The sequence below is a fragment of the Paenibacillus sp. 19GGS1-52 genome (assembly GCF_022369515.1).
Taxonomy (GTDB): Bacteria; Bacillota; Bacilli; order Paenibacillales; family Paenibacillaceae; genus Paenibacillus_AQ.
The window spans coordinates 6360231-6382738 of the sequence record NZ_CP059724.1 but is presented as its reverse complement, the minus strand read 5'-3'; the positions used below and the strand labels follow the sequence as shown (position 1 = coordinate 6382738).

The window sequence follows — 22508 nt, the reverse complement described above, 5'->3', positions numbered from 1 at the left end:
CCTGGAGATGGCGATTATTTCTAAGAAAGCGGAGTGAAGAGATGAGTCCTATAGATCCTAATAACAAGAATGAAAGGGAACCTTATGTGGTTAGTGGCAAGGGATACACAGCTGTTGCTATTAGCGCTGCTGCCAAGGCCGGGGAATGGATCAAGAGCAGACAGGGGCAGGTAAAAGAACTCGGCACCAAGACATCAGCCCAGGATCTTGTTACAGAAGTGGACAAGGGCGTGGAGCAGATGATCCGCAGGCTGATTCTGACACATTATTCCGATCATGCTATTCTCGGAGAAGAGGGTGTTGCACCAGGCGCAGCTGCGGCTACAGCAGCAGTGGAAGAAGTCCGGGAGAACGATTTTTTATGGATTGTAGATCCTGTGGACGGCACCACCAATTTCGTGCACGGATTTCCGTTCTACTGCGTCTCTATTGCATTGGTGGTGCGAGGTGAATTAACAGTCGGTGTTATATATGATCCTATTCGGGACGAAATGTTCGTTGCTGAAAAAGGAAAAGGCGCCTACATGCATGGGGTTCCTACCCAGGTTTCTGTGGAAAGTGAGTTTGGAGACAGCCTGATTGCTATGGGCTTTCCTCCAGATCGGGAATTTGCGCAGCCAGTGAATATGGCGGGACTGCAAAGCATGCTTCCACAGATTCGCGGTATACGCGCAGGCGGTTCTGCTGCACTGCATTTGGCCTATGTAGCCGCGGGTCGGGTAGATGGTTATTGGGAAGTCGGCTTGAACCCTTGGGATTGTGCAGCGGGCGTACTGCTTATCTTAGAATCAGGCGGGAAGGTTACGGATACACTGGGAAGACCGTATGATATCGGTACGCGTCATATAGTAGCAAGTAATGGACGTATTCATGATTATCTGGTGAAATCCCTGGTGGATGCTGAAGCAACCGGATATAAGTTGTAGGAGGTTACTGGCATGAGCGAAAAAGATGATTTGGAGCGCAAGCTGAGCGAACTGCTGGAAGATGGCGAGATGGAGCAGGAAGACCGGACGGCCAAGGAGATTCGGCAAATTTCACCCAAATATGAAATTCGTATCCAGACCACACTTGATCCCATTGTGGAAGAGACGCGGCGTTACCGTAAGATGGGTCATGAATTGGATGACCGGTACGACAAGTATTTGGAACGTACTCGTGGGAATTCTGACCTGAAAGGTATTTCTAGCCAAGCACAGGATATGAAATCCGGCAAGGATCAAGAATAACCACGGATCATACTGAAGAGCGGTTTCCTGGATACGGGAACCGCTCTTTTGCACAGCTGGCCGGAATGGTAGAATAGAATTATTACGAATGGGGAGAGATACGATGCTGAACTTTTATAAAAAGACTCTGGTAGCTGGCGCAAGTAGTCTGCTGTTATTCTCTGTACTGATAAGCGCAGGTGCTGGGTCGGCTAACGCGGCAGAAGCGGCGACTGTAACACAAAGCCCACAGCAGGATGTCTTTCGCATCGTAGCGCTTGGGGATTCCATAACAGCCGGTTATGAGCCGGGAATGACGGAAAGCACAAAGCCCTACGGATACGCCGAGAGATTGCTTACGCAAGGCTGGTATCATGGCAGAAGCGAGCTGAGCAATTACGGAATTCTGGGATTGACTACAACCGGATTAAGTAATTATACGGAAGCCATCCGAGAGGGCACGGCGACAACCCCTGACGGAATTCAAGCAGGGCTTCCTGATCCACGGATTGCCCAGTTTGCAGCTCTAGTTCCACAGGTGAGAGCGGAGCTTACAGAAGCCGATCTTATTACCATTACGATTGGCGGAAATGATGTGAGCAGCCTATTCTTGCAGGCGAAGGAGCTTGCGGACAATGATTTCCAGACCCAGCTGGAACAGCGGCTAGCTACTTACAATACTAATGTGTTGGCTGTATTGGGGAATATCCGAGCGGTAAATCCACAGGCGACCATTATACTGGCCGATCAATATCAGCCAGCTCCCAGAATTGCTGTTGGCGCGGCTTATGGCGAGCTGATGACTGCAGCAGCCCAGTTAACAGCTGTAGTGGATAGTGCCGCTGCAAGTGTGAACCAGAAGGATGCGCCAGTGCTGGTAGCTCATGTAGCGGCACAGTTCGCAGGTGTGGAGGGTTCGCTGACACATATTATTGGGGCAGGCGACCCAGATTTCCATCCGACTCAGTTGGGATATGAGAAGATCGCGCGAGTGTTTGCTGAGCTGCAATGGGGAGCGTATCGTACACCAGCAGTAACCGCGATGACATCTGCGGCTGCACCGATGGCGATTGTTGTAAAAGGGGTAGAGTTGAACACCCCCAATAAGCCGATTCTTAAGAACGGCCAGAATTTTTTGGCGCTAAAAGATGTTCTGAATGCAGTAGGAGCAACCGGGAAGTGGGATAACAAAACCTCCAGTGCAACGATTATCTACGGTGGACGGACAGTCGTTATTACAATCGGCGCGAAGTTCATCAAGGTAAATGGGGCAAATGTAGCGATTGATACACCAGCATTTCTGCAAAAGGTCGGCAAAGAGGATAAAACCTACTTACCACTCGCTGCACTGGCTACAGGTCTTGGTTTTGATGTGAATTATAGCAGCCAACTGCGGACAGCTTTCATAAATCTATAAGCAGCATATTCTAATATTAATACGCATAACCCTGTTCATATTAAATTAAGCCTGCAAGGCAAAGGTGGATGAATGTTGTTGATTGCTAAATTTAATGCCGATTATATCATTACAATGGATGATATCGTACGGGAAGGCCATCCTGTACTCCGTACTGTAACGGAACCAGTTAAGCTTCCCCCGCAGAAGGAGGTACACGAGGCGCTGCAATGTATGATGCAGTTCCTAAAGAATAGCCAGAATTCGGAGATTTCAACCCAATACAAGCTGCGCTCTGGCGTAGGGATATCTGCGAATCAAATTGGTCTAACGCAGCGGATGTTCGCGATGTATCTGACCGATGCGTTGGGGAATATTGTCGAATATGCTCTGTTTAACCCCAAAATCATCAGTCATTCACTGTCCATGGTTTATTTGCCGGAAAGCGAAGGCTGTCTGTCCGTTGACCGCCCGATACATGGTTTTGTACCGAGGTATGAAACAGTTAAACTGAAGGCTTATAATCTGGATGGCAAGGAGGTTGTCCTGAGATTTAAGGGCTACCAAGCTATCGTTGTCCAACATGAAATAGATCATCTGGATGGCATTATGTTTTTTGATCGGATCAATAAAGAGAATCCATTCAAGCTGCCGCAGGGTGTGGAGATCCGAAGTCTGTATGAACAGAGGAGTAAATAACCAAAGTTAACGGCCGTTGTCCCGATGTGGGAGAATGGCCGTTTCTTTTGAAAGATAAGAATTTATAGGTTACATACGAATAGTGATACAATCATTAATCATAGCGACTGAATGCGGGAGCTTTGCTTACATAAGGGGGATTATATGGGCGATACATACATGATGACCACCATCTATATATTATTGGCAATACTGATACTTTTTACGTTTATCTACAGGATTCGAAAGCATGTTTTTAAAAAGTATATTTATGCCCAAGCAGCGATAATAATAAGTTTCATTATAGTTTCTCTAGCTTTTGGGGGCGTTTCTTTATGGATACGGCTGGCGGCGATACTGGTAATAGTTGTTATATTTATGTATGGTAGACGGAGCGTCAATTAAGATTGATGAACAGCTTTTGGGGTTGATCCAGCAACGCAAAGCCATTAGCGGCGGAGGGCGGGTCCAAATGCAATTTATGGTCTCGCCTCCGCTACCGAATGATTTGACATCCGTTGAATTTTCTCTGGTGCCTGGCAGCGACAGATTCATGGGGCCATCCTACAGCTCCGTTACCATGGCACTGAAGGACTCCTCAGCCGCTTCCAGCGTAGCATCAATATCTGCATCCGTATGCGCCGTAGTCAGGAACCAAGCCTCGTATTTGGACGGGGCCAGGTTGATCCCCCGGTTAAGCATATGCCGGAAGAAGCTGGCGAATCTTTCGCCGTCTGTATCCTGAGCTTCCTCGTAATTTGTAATCGGGTGATCGCAGAAATGGGTGGAGAAGGAGCCGCGGATGCGATTAATGGTCAGCGGAATGCCATGGCGGTCCGCTGATTCCTGAAGTCCGTCTGCCAGACGGTTGGCAAGACGTGCCATCTCGTCATATACACCTTCAGCGCGTAGCACCTCAAGGCAGGCAATACCTGCCGAGATGGAGGCTGGATTTCCTGCCATCGTACCGGCCTGGTAAGCGGGTCCAAGTGGGGCTACCTGTTCCATCACGTCTTTGCGACCGCCGTAAGCACCGATTGGCAGTCCACCTCCGATGATTTTGCCAAGCGCGGTCAAGTCAGGCGTAATATCATGATGGTTCTCCAGTCCGGCATAGGTCTGTGTGGAGCCGTAGTGGAAGCGGAAAGCTGTAATGACTTCATCATAAATAACCAGTGAGCCATTATCATGAGTCAGCTTGCAGAGGCCTTCTAGGAAGCCGGGCTGTGGCATAACCATGCCGAAATTGCCGACAATCGGTTCTACCATAACAGCCGCAACATCTTCGCCCCATTTCTCCAGCGCTTCCTGCAGACTGTCCAAATCGTTGAACGGAACGGTAATTACCTCCTGCGCAATGCTCTTGGGAACCCCCGCGCTGTCGGGAATACCTAGCGTGGACGGCCCGGAACCTGCGGCTACAAGCACAAGATCAGAATGGCCATGGTAACAACCGGCGAATTTGATGATCTTACTGCGCTTAGTAAAGGCGCGCGCTACACGGATGGTTGTCATTACAGCTTCCGTACCGGAATTGACAAAACGCACCTTATCCATGGAAGGAATAGCTTCTTTTAGCATTTTGGCCAGCGTGATTTCGAGCTGTGTTGGTGTGCCGTAAAGAACGCCATTCTCTGCAGCCGCGATAATCGCCGATGTGATATGGGGATGAGCATGTCCGGTAATAATCGGTCCATAGGCTGCCAGATAGTCTATGTAGCGGTTGCCATCTTCGTCCCAAAAGTTAGATCCGCTGGCCCGCTTCATAAATACAGGCGCACCGCCGCCGACAGCTTTGAAGGAACGTGAGGGACTATTGACCCCTCCAACGATATGCAAAAGGGCTTCCTGATATAATTTCTCTGATGTAGAACGGTTCATGTAATAGTCATCCTTTCTTGTTCTTCTTGTCCATACTCAAGGGAACGGGCGAACTAGCGGTGAATTCCGCTGTCCGCCCGTCTTGTTGCAAGTACGGTATTATTCAACTCTAATCATACTCGTGCTATATAATTTTTAGTTTGCTCCAGTAGTATCGTTAGCGCTGCTACCTGCCGAAGCTTCCGGGGAAGCAGAGGGAACAGGATCGCTCAAAGTGTCCTGCACGAATTGCTGTAATTTATCTTCGCTGCTTACGCCAATTACAGCAGAGCCACCGCTAGTCTTCTCTTCCACAAGCAGATCCATCGGTGGAATTTGCGCACTGCCACTCATGGTGCTGGAGTAACCTACGTTCGCCAGCTTCCACATATCATTTACCGACAGGTTGGTATCGATATAAGGCGTGACCTCGCCAAGGATGCTAGGCAGCTTGATAAGTGAAGTAGTACTCTTCACCTTGTCCGCAACAGCGCTAAGGAAGCCCCGCTGACGTTCGGTCCGAGTGAAATCGGAGGTAGCATCATGCCGAAAGCGTACATATTGCAGCGCCATATTGCCGTCGAGATGCTGGAAGCCTTTTTTTAGATCAATGTCGTATTCCGGGCCGTCAGCAATAGTCTTGTATAGCATGTCCTTCTCAACATCATAATCAATACCACCTACAGCATCCACCAGCTTAATGAAGCCTTGGAAATCTGTGTAGACATAATATTGAATCGGGATGCCTAGCAGATCGCTTACCGTCTGCATCGCCGTGTTGGGTCCATGTGTAATCGCCGTATTGATGCGGTCCTTACCGTGATCAGGAATAGATACGTACGTATCCCGCAGAATGGAGAATACATGAATCTTCTTCTTTACCGGATCAAGGGAGGCTACCAGCATTGTGTCCGAGCGCGGAACTTCACCCTTCTTCACACCACGGGCATCCACACCCATGAGCAGAATATTAACGGGCTCCGTACCTTCCCACTTTGGAGGATCTGGGGTATTCACATCGACAGTTTCTACATTCTGAAAGGGCGAGTTTTCACCTTCCTTTTGCATACTGTCAAGCTGATTGTAAATTGCGCTGAAATAGTAAACTATGAAGCCGATAATTAGGAGAAGAATAATAGCGAGTGTCCAAAGCAGTGGTTTCTTCTTCGACTTTCCGGCTTTTGCGTGCCGTTTATTTCGTGGTGGCATTTCTCGTTCTTCCTTTCGCATTCACATTCTCTACATTATAATTTCTTTTAGGGATACAAGCAATTTAGGAATAATAATCCATAGACTTAAGGAGACAAACGCATGAACGAACTCAACATTGGACAAGAAGTACCGGACTTTACCCTCCCCGCTTCCAACGGACAGGCAATCAGCTTAAGCCAGTATCGGGGCCAGAAGATTATCCTGTATTTTTATCCCAAAAATATGACTCCGGGCTGTACGCAAGAGGCCTGCGAATTCCGCGACGCCCATGACCAGATTACAGCGCGGGGCGCAGTGGTTCTGGGAATAAGCCCAGATAACTTGGCTTCACATGCCAAATTTATAGCGAAGAATGAATTACCTTTTCCGCTACTATCTGATGAGGATCATCAAGTAAGTGAAATGTTTGGGGTATGGCAGCTTAAAAAGCTGTATGGCAAAGAGTTTATGGGTATCGTGCGCTCTACCTTTCTAATTGATGAGCAGGGTGTATTAGTGGAAGCGTGGAGAAAAGTGCGGGTTAAAGGGCATGTTGCAACTGCCCTAGAAGGAATTAGTAAATAACATTTGTGTTAGTAAATAATTGTAAATGTCTGTAACATTTCTAACAGCTTTTATAAGGCTCACTCATGATATAGTTGCCTCATATTACTTAAAATTTGGAGCAAGGCATGGTGATTAGTGGTGATGATGCTGCGTATTGGGCTTGATATCGGATCAACTACAGCCAAATTGGTTGTTATGGAGCAAGGAACTATTGTTTATCAGGATTATGTAAGACACTATAGCGATATAAAAAAAGCGGCGCTCTCTCTTCTGTCGGATGTCCGTGACAGATATCCAGAGAGGGAAGCCACGCTTACTGTAAGCGGTTCCTCGGGCTTATCCTTATCTAAGTTAGGCGGGGTTCCTTTTGTTCAAGAGGTAATTGCCTGTACGCAGGCAATCAGAGAGCTCATTCCATTGTGTGATACGGCAATTGAGCTGGGTGGAGAAGACGCCAAGATTATCTATCTTAGCGGAGGCATCGAACAGCGCATGAATACGGCCTGTGCGGGCGGTACAGGTGCATTCATCGATCAGATGGCTTCCCTGCTGCAGACTGATCCCGCTGGGCTTGATGCGCTAGCTGAGAAGCATGAACGAATCTATCCTATAGCTTCCCGCTGCGGCGTATTTGCCAAAAGCGATGTACAGCCGCTGCTGAATGAAGGGGCGCGCCGCGAAGACGTAGCCGCCTCGATCTTTCAGAGCATCGTCAATCAGACGATTAGCGGCCTCGCGTGCGGCCGTCCGATTCGCGGCAAGGTGGCTTTCCTGGGCGGGCCGCTCACTTTCTTGCCGAGCTTGCGTGTGCGCTTTGCCGAGACGCTGGGGCTGGCGGAAAGTGACATCTTGTTCCCGGAACGCTCACAGTATTTTGTGGCGATCGGCTCGGCGTTATCACCTGCAGATCCGGTGTCCTTGCCGCTGGTTGACTGGTTAGACCGGATAGCGGCGGTAGACTTTAAGGCCGATAGTGCCGAGGATGCCGAGCTGCCAGCGTTGTTCGCTACAGTTGACGACCTGGCTGAATTCCGGCTGCGCCATGGCAAAGCCACGGCACCTAGGTCTGAGTTGGCCCTCTACCAAGGCCCGTGTTATCTGGGGATTGATGCGGGTTCAACCACCACCAAGCTAGTGGTTACGGGTGCATCTGATGAAATCCTATATACTTTTTACGGAAGCAATAAAGGCAATCCACTGCAATCTGTCAACGAAGCCTTGAAAGAAATCTATCGAATATTGCCGGAAGGCTGCCATATCGCTGGTTCCTATGCTACCGGATATGGTGAGGGACTGATCAAGGCCGCACTTCGTACGGATGGTGGTGAAGTGGAGACGGTGGCCCATTACAAGGCGGCTTCCAAATTCATGCCAGAAGTAGACTTTATTCTCGATATCGGCGGACAAGATATGAAATGCATCAAGATTCGTGGCGGTGCCATCGACAGTCTGATGTTGAACGAAGCCTGTTCGGCAGGCTGTGGATCCTTTCTGGAGAGCTTCGCTTCTGCACTTGATCTTGGTATTGAGGAATTTGCCAAGTCTGCACTGGAGGCTACCAAACCCGTCAATCTGGGTTCGCGCTGTACGGTATTTATGAATTCCAAAGTGAAGCAGGTACAGAAGGAAGGGGCCTCTCTCGCCGATTTATCGGCAGGTCTTGCTTATTCCGTGGTCAAGAATGCTCTGCAGAAAGTAATCAAGATTCGCAACCCCGAAGAGCTGGGACAGAATATTATTGTGCAAGGCGGGACTTTTTATAATGAGGCCGTACTACGCGCTTTCGAGAATCTGACGGGCAGAACTGTGGTACGACCGGATATTGCCGGGGTTATGGGTGCTTATGGCTGCGCGCTTATCGCCAGAGAGAATGCGGGAGTTAACGGCACCAGTAAACTGCTGGGACCGCAAGAGTTGGAATCTTTTAAATACGAAGTGTCCCCGGGCCGTTGTGGCCGTTGTAGCAATAACTGTGCGCTGACCATCAGCCGTTTCCCGGATAAGAGCTTTCATGTCACCGGAAACCGCTGCGAGCGCGGTGCAGGGGGAAAGAAAGAGAAGAACACGCTGCCGAACCTGATGCAGTACAAATACGAACGCTTTTTCGAATATGAGGCGCTGCCGGAAGCTCAGGCGGATCGGGGAACTATCGGCATTCCGCGGACTATGAATATGTTTGAGAATTATCCGTTCTGGCATTCATTCTTTACAACTTTGCGCTACCGGGTCGTACTGTCACCGAAATCCAGCAAGAAGCTCTACGAGAGTGGTATGGATACCATTCCCTCGGAATCGATTTGTTACCCAGCCAAGATGGCTCACGGACATGTGCAGAGTCTGCTTAGCAAGGGTGTTGATTTTATATTTTATCCGGCGATTGTGTATGAGAAAAAAGAAGATGACGCAGCACAGAATCACTTTAATTGTCCTGTCGTAGCTTCCTACCCGGAAGTCATTCGCAATAATATGGATGGGCTAAAAGAAAGCGGGATTCCCCTGGTCAGCCCGTTTCTGACCTTTGATGATATTGCAGCACTGACCAAGGTCCTTGCCAAAACATTCACGAAGGTTCCCAAAGAAGAGATAGCAGCTGCAGTGCAGGCGGGTCTTGCTGAAGCGGATCGCGCCAAGAACGATTTGCGTACCAAAGGGGAAGAAACATTAGCATTTCTAACCCAAACAGGCACCAAAGGAATTCTGCTCTGCGGTCATCCCTATCATGCTGATCCTGAAATTAACCATGGAGTAGCGGATTTAATTACGGGGATGGGACTCGCAGTGCTGACAGAGGATTCGATTTGCCATCTGGATCATAGTGAAGGCGATGTAGGGGTTGTTAATCAGTGGACCTACCACGCTCGTATGTACCGTGCGGCCCGACTCGCGGCAGGTAGAAGTGATCTGGAGCTGGTTCAGCTGACCTCCTTCGGCTGTGGCATCGATGCAATTACTTGTGACGCCGTTCAGGAAATCATGGAGCGTCATAATAAGGTCTACACCTTGCTCAAAATTGATGAGATCAGTAATCTCGGGGCCGCACGTATCCGTCTGCGTTCACTGCTGGCAGCAATGCATGAGCGTGAAAAAGGCAAAGTGCTGCCGAAGCAGCTGTATAAGACGCAAGCAAACGTGATTTTTACGAAGGAAATGAAAGAAACCTATACCATTCTTGCTCCGCAGATGTCGCCGATTCACTTCGAGTTAATTGAGCGGGTCTTCCGCGATGCCGGATACCGCCTGAAGATTCTGGAGACAACCGGGCCGGAGGAGACTGAGGAAGGGCTGAAATATGTCAACAACGATGCCTGCTACCCAGCGATTGTAACGATTGGACAAATTCTGTCAGCCATCAAGAGCGGTAATTATGATCCAAATCGCACCGCGGTTATTATGTCGCAGACTGGTGGGGGCTGCCGGGCAACCAACTATATCTCTTTGCTGCGTAAAGCGTTAAAGGATTCCAATCTGGAACAAATTCCAGTCATCTCACTGAATGCCTCCGGTATGGAGAATCAGCCGGGCTTCCGCATTAATCTTAAGCTGGCCAACCGACTGATTACAGCCGTCTGTTATGGTGATCTTTTGATGCGGATGGTAAATCGTTTCAGACCTTATGAGGTTATTCCTGGAAGTGCGCAGGCACTGTTCCGCAAAGGAATGGATCGCTGCAAGAACAGTCTGTCTACCTTCTCGTTCCGCGAATATAAACGGTTGATCCGCGAGATCGTTGCGGAATTCTGCCAGTTGCCAGTTAGAGCTGTAGTTAAGCCGAGAGTAGGTATTGTAGGTGAAATTCTAATCAAGTTCCACCCGGATGCCAACAATCGCATTATCGAGATGATAGAGGCTGAGGGTGGAGAAGCGGTGATGCCCGATTTTCTCGATTTTATCTTTTATTGCATCTATAATCCGATCTATAAGGCAGATCAATTCGGCAAAAGTAAACGGTTAGGGTACATCAATCCTATGTTGATCTCCTATTTAGAAATCTATCGTAAGCCGATTAAGGTTGCGCTTGAAGAAGCAGGTTTGGCGAAAGGTCGAGAAAATATCTATGGACTTGCTGAGAAAGCCAGCCGGCTGGTATCTGTTGGAAATCAGATGGGCGAAGGCTGGTTCCTGACGGCAGAGATGATGGATTTGCTGGATAATGGTGTGAACAATATTGCTTGCATTCAGCCGTTTGCTTGCCTGCCAAATCATATTACAGGGCGGGGAATGATCAAGGGCTTGAAGGAACTGTACCCTGGTGCCAATATCGTCGCTATCGATTATGATGCCGGAGTCAGCGTGGTGAACCAGAATAACCGGATCAAGCTGATGATGTCAATTGCCAGTGGGCTGGAAAATGGAGCGAAGTCATCCACCACAGAGACGCTCAGCGTTCTGTCGCAAACCATTCTGGAGAGTGCCAGCAGCGGAGTATGAAACTGATATAGCTATATAAACCTAATAAAGAGGGGACCAAGTTACAGCTTGGTCCCCTCTTTATATCTTTTCAACCTATAGAAAATGCTTTAATTTCAGAAAGTTTCTGCAAACTATTGACGAATAAATAGGTAAATAGTAAAATAGTTCGCATGCGAAGTATTAATGATTAAGCTATAAACTAATGGAGGTTAAGGACGTTGAAGGAGAATGAGCAACAGCTCGATGAAATTGTTTCCTCTTTCCGCCGCATCAGTCATGCCTTTCAGCAGTTGCTGTGGAAAGACGCTGAAGAATTGGACATTACACCTACCCAATTGATAGTGCTGCGTAAGTTGTCCGTCTATCCTGATATTGGAATTACGGAACTGGCAGAGCTGCTGCATTTGGGGAACAGCGCGGCAAGTGGCGTAGTTGACCGAATGGTGAGGGCCGAGTTGATCACAAGACAACGCTCAGAAACCGATCGGCGTATATACAATCTGGCAATGACCGATAAGGGCAGAGATATACGGGAAAGAAGCAAACAGTCTCTTAGAACGCATCTGCTGCCGTTAACGAATATTTCGTTGGAGGATGTCGGAGAACTACTGCGGATACACGGTGACATTGTGGAAATATTAGAACAAGGGAGAGAGAAAAAGAAGCTATGAGTACAATAACTGCCAACGCTGCTGTGGACACCAAGACAATACGCAGAGGACCCATTATCGCGGCGTTGCTCATCGGTGCCTTTGTGGCCCTATTGAATCAGACACTAATGAATGTCGCATTGCCCAAAATGATGGAGGATTTGAACATTGTCGCCAATACAGCGCAATGGCTAACGACCGGCTTCATGCTTGTTAATGGGGTGCTTGTGCCAATTAGTGCCTATCTGGTGGTGAAATTTACAACCCGCCAGCTGTTTATTACGGCAATGGTCCTTTTTTCTATAGGTACGCTGATCTGTGGAGTCGGACCTGGCTTCGAAACGATCATGGTCGGAAGAGTGATTCAAGCAGTCGGTGCCGGTATCCTGATGCCATTAATGAACATTGTGTTCCTGCAGATCTTCCCGATTGAAGAACGTGGGAAAGCGATGGGCCTGATGGCGGTTGCTATGATTTTTGCCCCGGCAGTTGGTCCTACACTTTCGGGTTGGGTCGTACAGAATTATTCCTGGCGGGTACTGTTCTTTATCGTGCTGCCACTGGCTATTTTTTCTACCCTATTGGGTATGAAGACGATGCGGAATGTAGGGAAGATAACCTCTCCTAAGCTGGATAAGCCGGGTATCATTTTTTCTACACTGGGCTTTGGCGGGTTGCTCTACGGCTTCAGTGATGCTGGAACCGACGGCTGGGGTAGCACAACAGTAATCGCCTGCCTTATTCTGGGTGTTGTTTCTTTGATTGTGTTCGTAGTGCGAGAACTCAAGACTACAACCCCGTTGCTTGAATTCCGTATTTTTCGCTATAACATGTATTCACTGACAACAGTGATCAATATCATCGTTACCATGGCGATGTATTCAGGCATGATTCTGCTACCGATCTATTTACAGACCATCCGCGGCTTCACGCCTATAGAATCTGGGCTTATGCTGCTGCCAGGGGCTATTCTGATGGGAATTATGTCTCCGATTACAGGTATTATATTTGATAAGATTGGCGCCAGATGGCTGGCTGTGATTGGGCTGGTTATCACTACCGTAACTACGTGGGAGTTCAGCCAGATTACAGATAGTACAACGTATACCCATTTAATTCTTACTTACACGGCACGAATGTTTGGCATGTCAATGCTAATGATGCCTATTGTAACTGCCGGGTTGAATCAGTTGCCGCAGCGCCTAAGCACGCATGGTACAGCGATGTCCAACACACTCCGGACGGTTGGCGGGGCGCTTGGGATGGCTTTGTTCGTCAGTTTGATGAGTAATCGAAAGAATAGTTACGTTGATGATGTAGTATTGAGCGGTGCGGTATCCAAGACGGACAAGGTGGCAATGCTTAAGCTTACGCAGGAAGCCACGATAAATGGGATTGCTCATGCCTTTACTGTGGCCACTTGGATAACGGTGTTTGCTTTGGTACTTTCCTTATTTATCAAGAAGACCTCGCCACAGCCGGATTTCCTCAAGACTGAGGAAACTAAGCCACAGCAGGCTAATGTATAAAGTCAGACTGAGAGTCATTTGAAAAAAGGGGCTGTCCCATAAGCCATGAATAATCTGGACCCTTAGTCAAGGACACTTGAAAAAAGAGTGGTTTAGAACCATTAGGAAACTAACAATAGGTGATTCCTGTATTGAACAGGGGTCATCTTTTTTAAACCCCATTGATATCTGTGGTGGTTGTAATAACGGATATAGCGATCAATTTCAAACTGTAGCTCTTGTAAAGATCGGCAACTGCGGTGATCCACATGATCTTTTAAATGGCCGAAGAATGATTCTTGAGGGGCATTGTCCCAACAATTCCCACGCCTGGACATCGACTGACCTATCCCATACTTCTTCAGCAGTGCTTGGTAGGTTGGACTCGTGTAATGGCTGCCTTGATCGGAGTGGATGAAGACATCTTTGTGTAACTTCACACGTTTTTGTTTCATGAGAGCGTCAATCGTGTCCGTGGCAATATCTAATGTGAGCCGGTTAGATACGTTGTAAGAGAGGATCTCGCCCGTCGAGGCATCTAGCAGGGTCGATAAATACGCGATCTCCGAGCGACCATGCGGGAGATAGGTGATGTCGGTAAGCAACCCCAGACCCGGAATACCCTTTTTAAAATCCCTTTGCAGACGGTTTGGAAGGGTCCGATGTTCCTTCGTAGCCTTCGCCATACGCTTATAGGGGTTAGGTTTTCTATGCGGGCATACGATGTTGAATTTCTTCATAAGCCTGCGGATTTTCTTCAGGTTATAAAGGATGCCAAACTCGTTCTCTAGAACCATCTTGATAGAGCGCGAGCCCTTCTTGTATCCTCTTCGGTGGAAAGCCTTCTTGATGTAGTCTCCCGCTTTAGCATCTGAACGAGTTCGCTCCAAGCGTGTATCTGCGGAACCTAAGTAGCTATAGTATCCCGAACGAGAAACGTTAAGCAACTTGCAAATGTAGCCTGTCATACGTCCTAGACCTTGATCCACAGCGTTCTTAATGAGTTCGAATAACTTAGTTTTGCTTAGATTCATTCCTTTGGCTACCAGCAACCTTTCTTTCGTGTCTAGCTTTTTTAACAAATCGACTTGAGATTCGAGCAGTCTAATCCTCGCTTCTTGCTTTGCAATGACTTCATCCGGGGATAGCTCCCGCTGCAAAGGACGCCCAGTGGCTTCCTTTCGAGAGTCGGATAGTCCTACAATCCCTCCTTGTTCATAGGCTTTCTTCCAGCGGTCAGCAGACTGTTCGATTCGCTTCATACCCATTACACTCACGTTAAATCCGTGAGCTTCGAAGATCTCTCTTGGGGTTTTGCCTGTCATGTATTGGTCAATAAATAACTGCTTAAATTCATCCGCATAGGTTATCGCCTTGTCACTCACTCTAACGACGTATCTGTTCTTTGACATCTGTTCACGTTCTTCTTCTGTAAATCGCTTCTTACTCATTTAATCCCCTCCGCTGTTCTTTCAGTATACAAAAAGGTACCCACAGCTTGAACACCTTTTTTTAAAGTGTCCAGTCTATGGGTACCAGTGTAGAAATGGCTGCTTGGGACAGCTCTTTTTTGGAGTCAGATAGACATTGCGCTTGTGAGGACGCTCCGCGAACGGACCGTTGTTTCAATCGCTGTGGTCTCCAGATTTTTTTCATTCCCCTTAGCGGTGAAAATCCGGAGACCAAGGCGAACGCTATCGCTTTTCCACAATCGTTCCGTCCTCTCCGCTGTTTAAGCGGGACTCGTATCTACAATCCTTCTAAAAATCATAAAAAAAGAAACCTTTCTTTGTTAAAATGGAAGTGCGACCAACCATTTTAAATCAAGGAGAGGTTTCTTTTGTACATTCAATATACCATGGACCAACTTTGCTTGCCAATGGATTTAGAGGACGACATTCCAGAACATCACCTCGTTCGTATCGTCAATGCCGCCGTTAACCGGCTGGACGACGGCATTTTTGACGCGGCCTACCCAGGTGGTGGCCGTGACAGCTACCATCCTAAAATGCTGACCAAAGTCATTATTTACGCCTACACGCAGCGCATCTATTCCTCTCGCCAAATCGCCAAATCCATTCGGGAGAACATCCCCTTCATGTGGCTCGCCGGTCGGCAGCGGCCAGACTTTCGGACGTTGAATCGATTTCGTTCCCAGCGGATGAAGAACGTTCTCGAAACCGTATTTACCGCCGTGCTTCAGTTTCTGGCTGACGAAAAATACGTTTCCCTAGAGCATTACTTTGTGGACGGAACCAAAATCGAGGCGAACGCCAATCGCTACACGTTTGTTTGGGGGAAAGCCGTCAGTAAACACAAAGTCAAACTGCAAGATAAGGTGCAGGCCCTGTTCGCTGACATTGAAACGGCAGAAGAACAGGAAGAACAAGAGAATTCAGGCAAAGACCTGGCTGAACTCGGCACAGATTCCGAAGTGAGCAGCGTGAAACTTGAACAGGTGGTGCAAAAGCTCGAAGCTCAGCTGGCCCAAAAACCGAAAGACAAGCCCTTAAAAAAAGCTGTTCGGACGCTGCGCAAGGATTGGCTTCCCCGACTGCTGAAGTACGAACAATACCAAAAGCTCCTTGGTGACCGGAACAGTTTCAGTAAGACAGATCCAGATGCAACGTTTATGCGGATGAAAGAAGACCACATGCGAAATGGCCAGCTGAAACCGGGATACAATGTGCAAATCGGGACCGAAAACCAATTTATTTTAGCCTACAGTTTACACCAAAGACCGACCGACACCCGCTGTTTAGAGCCGCATATGGAAAAAGCGCAGCAGATCCTCGGAAAACTGCCCAAGACAGTCATTGCGGATGCAGGCTACGGCAGCGAAGAAAACTACGCCTATCTGGAAAAGAAAGAGATTCAGGCGGTGGTGAAGTACGGCAGCTACCACAAGGAAAAGAGCAAAGCCTGGAAAGCGAATGTTGGTAAAATCGAGAACTGGACATACGATACAGCCGAGGATAACTGGACGTGCCCCGCCGGGGAAATGCTGCATTTCCGCAGAGAAAGTAAGGAAATCTCACAGAGTGGATATGAAATTCACAAACGTCATTACCGAAGTCAGAGCTGCGAGGGCTGTCCGTTGAAGGAACGCTGCACGAAGGCAGCTGGAGATAGGGAAGTGGTTGTTAGTATGGAACGACTGCGTTACCAAAAGCAGGCTCGGGAGATCTTGCGAAGTGAGGAAGGTTACGCCCTGGCCGTACGCCGAATGACGGAACCGGAAAGTGTATTTGGACAACTGAAAAATAACCGGGGCTTCCGGCGCTTTCTGCTTCGCGGCATGGAAAAAGTGACGCTTGAGGTCGGGTGGCTTTCGCTTGCCCACAATTTACTGAAGCGAGCAGCCATAGACCAAAAACATAGAGCAGCACACCTCCAATAACAGGAGGTGTGCTGCTCTGTTGACTTTTATGCTTTTGAAATTGAAGGTGGCCTGTCTCTGCTCGTAGAAAATCTACTTTTGAGACAGCCCCCTTTTTATTTACATTCCGATACTTCCAGTTGCATTACTCCAACGCTTCAGAAGAGGTAGCGTATCAGCAAGCACCTTGCGGGCTGATATTTCTTCCATTCCCTCCTCCACCATGTAGCCGGTACAGAGATCGGTCATGCCTTGCAGTGTGATATCGGGCTGCTTAAATTCTCCAGCTTCATAGCAATACATGCAGTATTCTGTAATCTTATTTCCATCAGCATCGCTTCCCAATAATTCTCCATCATGCATCGGCATACCACAGCTTTGGCACAATAACGTCTCTTCTTGCTGTGCTTGTTCTTGCTCCATATCCAGCACACTCCTTAGCATTTTTACGAGTCAGTTCCGTCAGCTAAACTGCATGAAAGTATACTTTTCGTTTAGCAAAGTAGTGCAGCCCGTAGTAAGTTCATTATAAGACAACAAACCTGACGGCATTCCGTCAGGTTTATTGTTAATTGCAGAGAAATTCGCATTTTAGGTTTGGTTTGCTGATTCCGTATATTTGGCAGCAATTCCTGCAGCAAGCTCGGCGATCTTATGCCGGATATGCTCTGGCTCCAGCACTTCGACAGCTGTTCCGAAGCTGAGTAGAAAGCCATACAGCCACCCGTCCTCAGGGTAGTCGATTGTGAGGGTATACCCACCGTTTCCGTCGGGCAGCAGCTCAGTAGAATCGAAGCGATCCTCGGCGAGATGCTTGCCTTCAGGGTTGAAATGCAGCACTGCCCGGGCCTGCCCGCCATCTCTCTGCCACTGAGAGCTCCAGGGGAGCTCTTTCAAAGGGAAATCCTGGCGTATATATTCCCTGTTCTCCTTAACAAGCGATTTCATGCGCAGTAGCTTAAAAAGCCGGAAGTCCTCACGCTGTGCGCAGAATCCATATAAATACCACGCCTGTCCCTTAAGCACAAGTGTATAGGGTTCTACTGAACGCAGGCTTGCCACCCCAGCGGCATTAATATATTCAAAGGATACAGCAACACTATCCTCGAGTGCTTCTTTCAGAATCGCCAGCTTCTCTTCCAGTGGACCTTGAAGGCCCCAGGGGGAGAAGTCGACAATGAGCTGTGTAGTTTTGCTGCGGAACGCGGCGGTTTGTGAGGGCGGGATTACACTGCTGATCTTTTCCATGAGCAAGGTGTGTTCAGCTCCAGTATAAGAAGAGACACTTTGCAGGGCATTAAAAATAGCAGCCAGCTCGCGGTCTGTCAGAACATTACGATCTAGACGATAGCCTTCCATAAGACCGATTCCGCCATTCGCACCCTGATAGGTAACCACGGGAATTCCGGCTCCATTAATACTTTCAATATCACGATAGATAGTGCGTACGGACACCTCGAACATGTCGGCAAGCTCTTTAGCCTGAATCAGGCGGCGGTTCATTAACAGGATGACAATGGAGAGCAAGCGGTCTATTTTCAAAAGGGAAATCCTCCTTTTCTGTAATCTTAGCAAAAATAAGAAAATAAAGCATTGCCATAAGCATTAAATTCGACTAACATCTAATTAGACAATTATATAATTAGATTGTGAGGGTTATATGGATGGGAAATGCTACAGCAATTCTAACAAATCGTCGGGGATATACCCGGCTATTCACTGCTGGACTGATCAACGGAATTGGTGATCGCTTTAGTGGGATTGCTATGCTGGCTCTGGTGCTGCATCTGACCGGATCGGGGATGGCAGTAGGCATATCACTTGGTGTACGCATGCTGCCCTATTTGTTCCTGGCACCACTTGGAGGAATGCTCGGCAGCAAGCTACCACGGAAGTATATTATGATGACAACTGATATTTTACGGGTGCCGGTAGCGCTATCGTTTCTGTGGGTAGATGGAGAAAATAAGCTGTGGTTACTGTATGCAGGGAGTTTCTTGCTGGCGGCTGGTGAAGCCATTTATAATCCCATTCGTAAATCGACCATTCCGCTGCTTGTGAAGCGCGATGCGCTGCTTACGGTTAACGGATTGGAGCAGCTTATGACAGGCTGTGTACTGATTCTGGGAGCTTTTTCTGGTGGCGTGGTGTCACTATGGTTCGGTCCGAAGATGGCTTTTATCATGAATGCAGCATCATTTCTGGTGGCAGCGTTGCTAATCTACGGTATTGACTTCAAAGCAAATTCTGCTGCAGAAGAGGAGAAGACTCTAATAATTACTCCCGACAAAACGCTCATTAAGGGGGCGAAGCACCCAAGAGGTGGGGTGTGGCAAAGCATAGGGTTTCTGATTGCTGGCAGTCTTACGCTGCAGATTGTGCTTGGGTATGAATTGCTTGTGCCGCTTACGAATGGTTTAGACAACGTACTCATCAGTGTGTATGCGATACAGGTATTTCATGCCGGGGATATCGGAGTAGGGGCATTTTACGCGGCGCTTGGTATCGGACTCAGCCTAAGCTTTTTTGCCGGACGTTATTTAAAGCGGGGTCTCCTCCTTGTTGCACTAACAGGACTATTAATGGAGGGCTTCTTGCTAATGGGCATTAGTACTGCCTCTAATTTTACGATTGCCTTTTTTCTATACATTGCGCTCTCACTTGCTGGTGGAGTAGGCAATGCCTGTTTGGATACCCTGCTGATGAGAGAGACTCCGCCTGCGCTGCAGCCAGTCCTGTTTGGGATAGTTTCAGCAGTAGGCAATACATTGATGGGCCTATCGATGCTGGTTACGGGCTGGCTATTAGGTGCAGTGGAACCGCGGATGTTGGGATTCGCTGGTGGTGCGGGAGTTGTCGCGATTACTTTGCTGCTGGGGGGATATACTTGGGTGCGCCGAAAGAAGGACAGCAGCTTCACCGTCCCTTGGAAGTCTCTTTAACCTTTGTTTTCAGCTCCAAGTCAGCCTTGCGTCGGAGAAAGCGGGAGGTTAGGCGCTTGCGGTAGCGGTACATAACAATCACTGCAACAATCAGCGCTCCGCCAGAGATAATCCACTTGGAGTAGAGCTCGAATAGGTGAAAAATACCCATCCACTGCGGTCCGAATACCCGTCCGATGCCCAGAAAGAGCAACACCCAGAATAACGCTCCGCTATAGGCATATAAAGCGAATTTACGGAAAGGAAGGGCGATAATGCCAGCGAAATAACCAGTGAAGTGGCGTACACCTGGGACAAAATAGCCGATGAAGATAAGAACGCTGCCGTATTTCTCGAACCAGACTTGGGTCTTCGCAAGCTTGGCGGGTGAGAACAGAAACCATCTGCCGTAGCGTTGGATAAAGGGGAGTCCGGCCTTCAGGCCAACGAAATAAGTGACCGTCATCCCGACTGTAGTACCTGCATAGGCCACGGCCATCAGCGTCATGAAATCCAGCCTTCCGGTATAAGAAAGGAACCCTGCAAAGGCCATTGTAGTCTCACCGGGAAAGGGGAGCGCTACGAATTCCAGCAGCAAGCCGAAGAACATCACGTTATATCCGTATGTGGCGAATAATTCCTGTATCCAATTCAGCATTTCCATAAAGATCGTCACTCTCCAAGAGGCAGATGCCTTATTTATTCTAATTTGAAGCTTGTCTTCATACAATCTACCAAAAGGATTTTATGCCAATAGAATGCTGGAGGTAGAGAAGATGATTAGGAAAAAAAGCGAACACAGCCGCCGGATCGTGATCCGCGGTTTGCTTGTTATGGCAGTAATACTCATCGTTATGTCAGGCTGGGGTGCAGGTGAATATTTGGGTGCTTGGAAGATCCAGCCTCTGCAGGCTGCAAGCGTAGAATCTCTTTCTTTTCAGAATAAACTTCCCGGTGCAGTGACGCAACATTTGCCAACTGCACCTGCAGGAGTTACTCCAGCCATCGCGATGACTCCAAGCCCGCAAGCAAGTGCTGAACCGCAAACATCCAATCCAAAAACGGCATATCTCACCTTCGACGACGGCCCTAGTAATGTTACCCCCAAAGTACTGGAGATTTTGCAGCAGGAGGGTGTGCGGGCTACTTTTTTTGTCATTGGAAACCAGGCACAGAGCCATCCTGAGTGGATTAACGCCATTTGGGAGCAGGGTAATGCTATAGGCAATCATACGTACAATCATAATTACTCCGAATTATATAAAGGGTTTACCGCGTTTTGGAGTCAAATCAAGCGTACGGAAGAAATTGTCCGGGGCATTACCGGAGTTCGCCCGCAGTTGATACGTGCGCCTGGAGGCACCTTCGGTCATTTTGATAATACCTACTTCTATCTCTTGAAGCAAGCAGGCTATTTGGTTACAGATTGGACGGTAGATAGCGGCGATTCCAAGCGAAAAGGAGTGCCTGCTTCAGAAATTTTACAGGAGGCGACTATGGGATTAACAGCCTCCAAGGTTGTTCTGCTGCTGCATGATGGTGGAGGTCATACAGAAAGTGCCAAAGCACTGCCTGAGATTATTAAACGTTATAAGGCAGCCGGGTATGTGTTTGATATATTGGACGATCAAGTGAAGCCTGTGCAGTTCAGAGTATCTCCGAAAACTAAAGATGCGGAAAGATCTACACCTACGCAGGCCTGGATCGCTTCAAATATCATTCCTAATGCCGAGCTGTTTGAGCCGGGTAAACCACTTGTTCTGGAGGTTGGCAAGCTGGAAACCAGGCTGAATCCGGGGGAATATGTCATTAGTAAAGGACAATACATGGTGCCGCTTCGTGCTGTTATTGAACGGCTCGGTGGCAGAATAACTTGGGACACCGTAAACCGTAGCGGGAAGGTCAATTGGAACGGGACGGCTGTCACAGCAAATATAGGGAACAAGGAGCTGATCTTATACCGTGCTGACGGTGTGCAGGAGGCGAAAGCTGCGAGAGTGGAGCTGATCGGTAGTTCGATCTGGGTATCGCTGCGGGATCTGCTGGAGATTGCGGGTCATCCCCCGCTAAATATAAGCGTCACAGAGAAGGAGCGCAGAGTAAAGTCGCTCTGAAGAAACCAATCCATGTCTGGGCACTCTTTTTCATGGGAAGAATAGACAGTAATAAGTCTATTAACCAAAGGAAGTGTCCTATTGTTCTCCTCCTCTCTCTATGAACGGAAACAGCACAAGAAAAAGAATACCAAGAATGTGAGAAGTGTGACCTTACCGCGAAGCCGTCGGGCTCTGGGTGAATGGCTGCGGATGTTGAGCGTGACAGGTATAATCGGTATTTTATATGCTTGGCGCGGGGGAGCCTCATTGTTGTTCCTCCTGATAGCTCTTGGAATGTTTATGCTTAATGGGCTGGGACTGCAGCTGTTTGGTCCACGGAGCGTAAAGCTGGTTCGGACAGTTACTCCAGCCCGGCCTGCAGCCGGAGATATACTCCAAGTGAAGGTAGAGGTCAGCTTCCATGGGCGGCTTCCGCTTCCATGGATGACCATTGTCGATTATTGGAGTGGCACCAGCCACCATGAGCTGTTATTTCCTGGATTGAGGCGTTCCTTTGGTTATACCTACACCTTGGAAGGAATGCCGCGGGGCATTCATCATTTGCAAGGTTGCAGAGTCACTTGGGGGACTTGCCAGGCTGGTTCACAGGTAGAATCGAGCCCGAGGGCAACGAGGTATTAAAG

At 48.3% G+C, this 22508-nt stretch carries 18 protein-coding genes; 12 read left to right on the top strand and 6 right to left on the bottom strand.

Features of this window, described 5'->3' with window-relative positions:
* Positions 1-41: 41 nt before the first annotated feature.
* The 4 genes from H1230_RS29245 (at position 42) to def (ending at position 3303) form a co-directional block, all read left to right on the top strand.
* Positions 42-926: an inositol monophosphatase family protein gene (locus H1230_RS29245; protein WP_239717635.1), complete on the top strand. Its 885-nt coding sequence runs from the start codon at positions 42-44 to the stop codon at positions 924-926.
* Between the two features lie 12 nt (positions 927-938).
* Positions 939-1229, top strand: coding sequence for a hypothetical protein (locus tag H1230_RS29240; protein WP_239713271.1), 291 nt, complete (start codon positions 939-941; stop codon positions 1227-1229).
* 103 nt (positions 1230-1332) lie between these two features.
* Positions 1333-2625 carry a stalk domain-containing protein gene (locus tag H1230_RS29235; RefSeq protein ID WP_239713270.1) on the top strand — a complete coding sequence of 431 codons (1293 nt, stop codon included), beginning with the start codon at positions 1333-1335 and terminating at the stop codon, positions 2623-2625.
* Positions 2626-2706: 81 nt separating this feature from the next.
* Entirely contained in the window at positions 2707-3303 is a 597-nt protein-coding gene (gene def / locus H1230_RS29230) for a peptide deformylase (RefSeq protein WP_239717633.1), read from the top strand.
* Between the two features lie 543 nt (positions 3304-3846).
* Here the strand turns inward: def and H1230_RS29225 are convergent.
* Together H1230_RS29225 and H1230_RS29220 are read right to left on the bottom strand one after the other, a co-directional pair.
* Positions 3847-5163: a glutamate-1-semialdehyde 2,1-aminomutase gene (locus tag H1230_RS29225; RefSeq protein WP_239713269.1), complete on the bottom strand. Its 1317-nt coding sequence runs from the start codon at positions 5161-5163 to the stop codon at positions 3847-3849.
* 135 nt (positions 5164-5298) lie between these two features.
* Positions 5299-6351: an LCP family protein gene (locus H1230_RS29220; protein ID WP_239713268.1), complete on the bottom strand. Its 1053-nt coding sequence runs from the start codon at positions 6349-6351 to the stop codon at positions 5299-5301.
* A gap of 102 nt (positions 6352-6453) precedes the next feature.
* Here H1230_RS29220 and bcp point away from each other — a divergent pair, with 102 nt between their 5' ends.
* The 4 genes from bcp to H1230_RS29200 all read left to right on the top strand — a co-directional run bounded on the left by bcp (position 6454) and on the right by H1230_RS29200 (position 13489).
* Entirely contained in the window at positions 6454-6918 is a 465-nt protein-coding gene (gene bcp, locus H1230_RS29215; RefSeq protein WP_239713267.1) for a thioredoxin-dependent thiol peroxidase, read from the top strand.
* 126 nt (positions 6919-7044) lie between these two features.
* On the top strand, positions 7045-11328 hold the full coding sequence (locus tag H1230_RS29210; protein ID WP_239717631.1) for a 2-hydroxyacyl-CoA dehydratase: 4284 nt from the start codon (positions 7045-7047) through the stop codon (positions 11326-11328).
* A gap of 200 nt (positions 11329-11528) precedes the next feature.
* Positions 11529-11981 (top strand): MarR family winged helix-turn-helix transcriptional regulator, encoded by a 453-nt coding sequence (locus H1230_RS29205; RefSeq protein ID WP_239713266.1) that lies wholly within the window; start codon positions 11529-11531, stop codon positions 11979-11981.
* The gene (locus tag H1230_RS29200) at positions 11978-13489 is read left to right on the top strand and encodes a DHA2 family efflux MFS transporter permease subunit (protein WP_239713265.1); all 1512 of its coding nucleotides are present in this window, start codon (positions 11978-11980) and stop codon (positions 13487-13489) included. The genes H1230_RS29205 and H1230_RS29200 overlap by 4 nt, the downstream gene beginning before the upstream one ends.
* Before the next feature lie 101 nt (positions 13490-13590).
* Here H1230_RS29200 and H1230_RS29195 read toward each other — a convergent pair whose 3' ends face one another.
* Entirely contained in the window at positions 13591-14919 is a 1329-nt protein-coding gene (locus tag H1230_RS29195; protein ID WP_239712333.1) for an IS3 family transposase, read from the bottom strand.
* A 389-nt stretch (positions 14920-15308) separates the two neighbouring features.
* On the opposite strand from H1230_RS29195, the gene H1230_RS29190 reads away from it, so the two are divergent.
* Positions 15309-16868: an IS1182 family transposase gene (locus H1230_RS29190; RefSeq protein WP_239713264.1), complete on the top strand. Its 1560-nt coding sequence runs from the start codon at positions 15309-15311 to the stop codon at positions 16866-16868.
* Positions 16869-16967: 99 nt separating this feature from the next.
* Here the strand turns inward: H1230_RS29190 and H1230_RS29185 are convergent, their stop codons facing one another.
* Positions 16968-17270, bottom strand: coding sequence for a zinc ribbon domain-containing protein (locus H1230_RS29185; protein WP_239713263.1), 303 nt, complete (start codon positions 17268-17270; stop codon positions 16968-16970).
* 168 nt (positions 17271-17438) lie between these two features.
* On the bottom strand, positions 17439-18389 hold the full coding sequence (locus H1230_RS29180; protein ID WP_239713262.1) for a helix-turn-helix transcriptional regulator: 951 nt from the start codon (positions 18387-18389) through the stop codon (positions 17439-17441).
* Positions 18390-18511: 122 nt separating this feature from the next.
* On the opposite strand from H1230_RS29180, the gene H1230_RS29175 reads away from it, so the two are divergent.
* Positions 18512-19789: an MFS transporter gene (locus H1230_RS29175; RefSeq protein WP_239713261.1), complete on the top strand. Its 1278-nt coding sequence runs from the start codon at positions 18512-18514 to the stop codon at positions 19787-19789.
* Here H1230_RS29175 and H1230_RS29170 read toward each other — a convergent pair.
* A complete protein-coding gene (locus H1230_RS29170) occupies positions 19764-20432 on the bottom strand; it encodes a DedA family protein (protein ID WP_239713260.1) in 669 nt (222 codons plus the stop codon). The two genes, H1230_RS29175 and H1230_RS29170, sit on opposite strands and share 26 nt — an antisense overlap.
* 112 nt (positions 20433-20544) lie before the next feature.
* Between H1230_RS29170 and H1230_RS29165 the strand changes: the two genes are divergently transcribed.
* Complete coding sequence (locus H1230_RS29165; RefSeq protein WP_239713259.1) at positions 20545-21882, top strand: polysaccharide deacetylase family protein; 1338 nt, start codon at positions 20545-20547, stop codon at positions 21880-21882.
* Between the two features lie 81 nt (positions 21883-21963).
* A complete protein-coding gene (locus tag H1230_RS29160) occupies positions 21964-22506 on the top strand; it encodes a hypothetical protein (RefSeq protein WP_239713258.1) in 543 nt (180 codons plus the stop codon).
* The last annotated feature ends 2 nt before the right edge of the window (positions 22507-22508 follow it).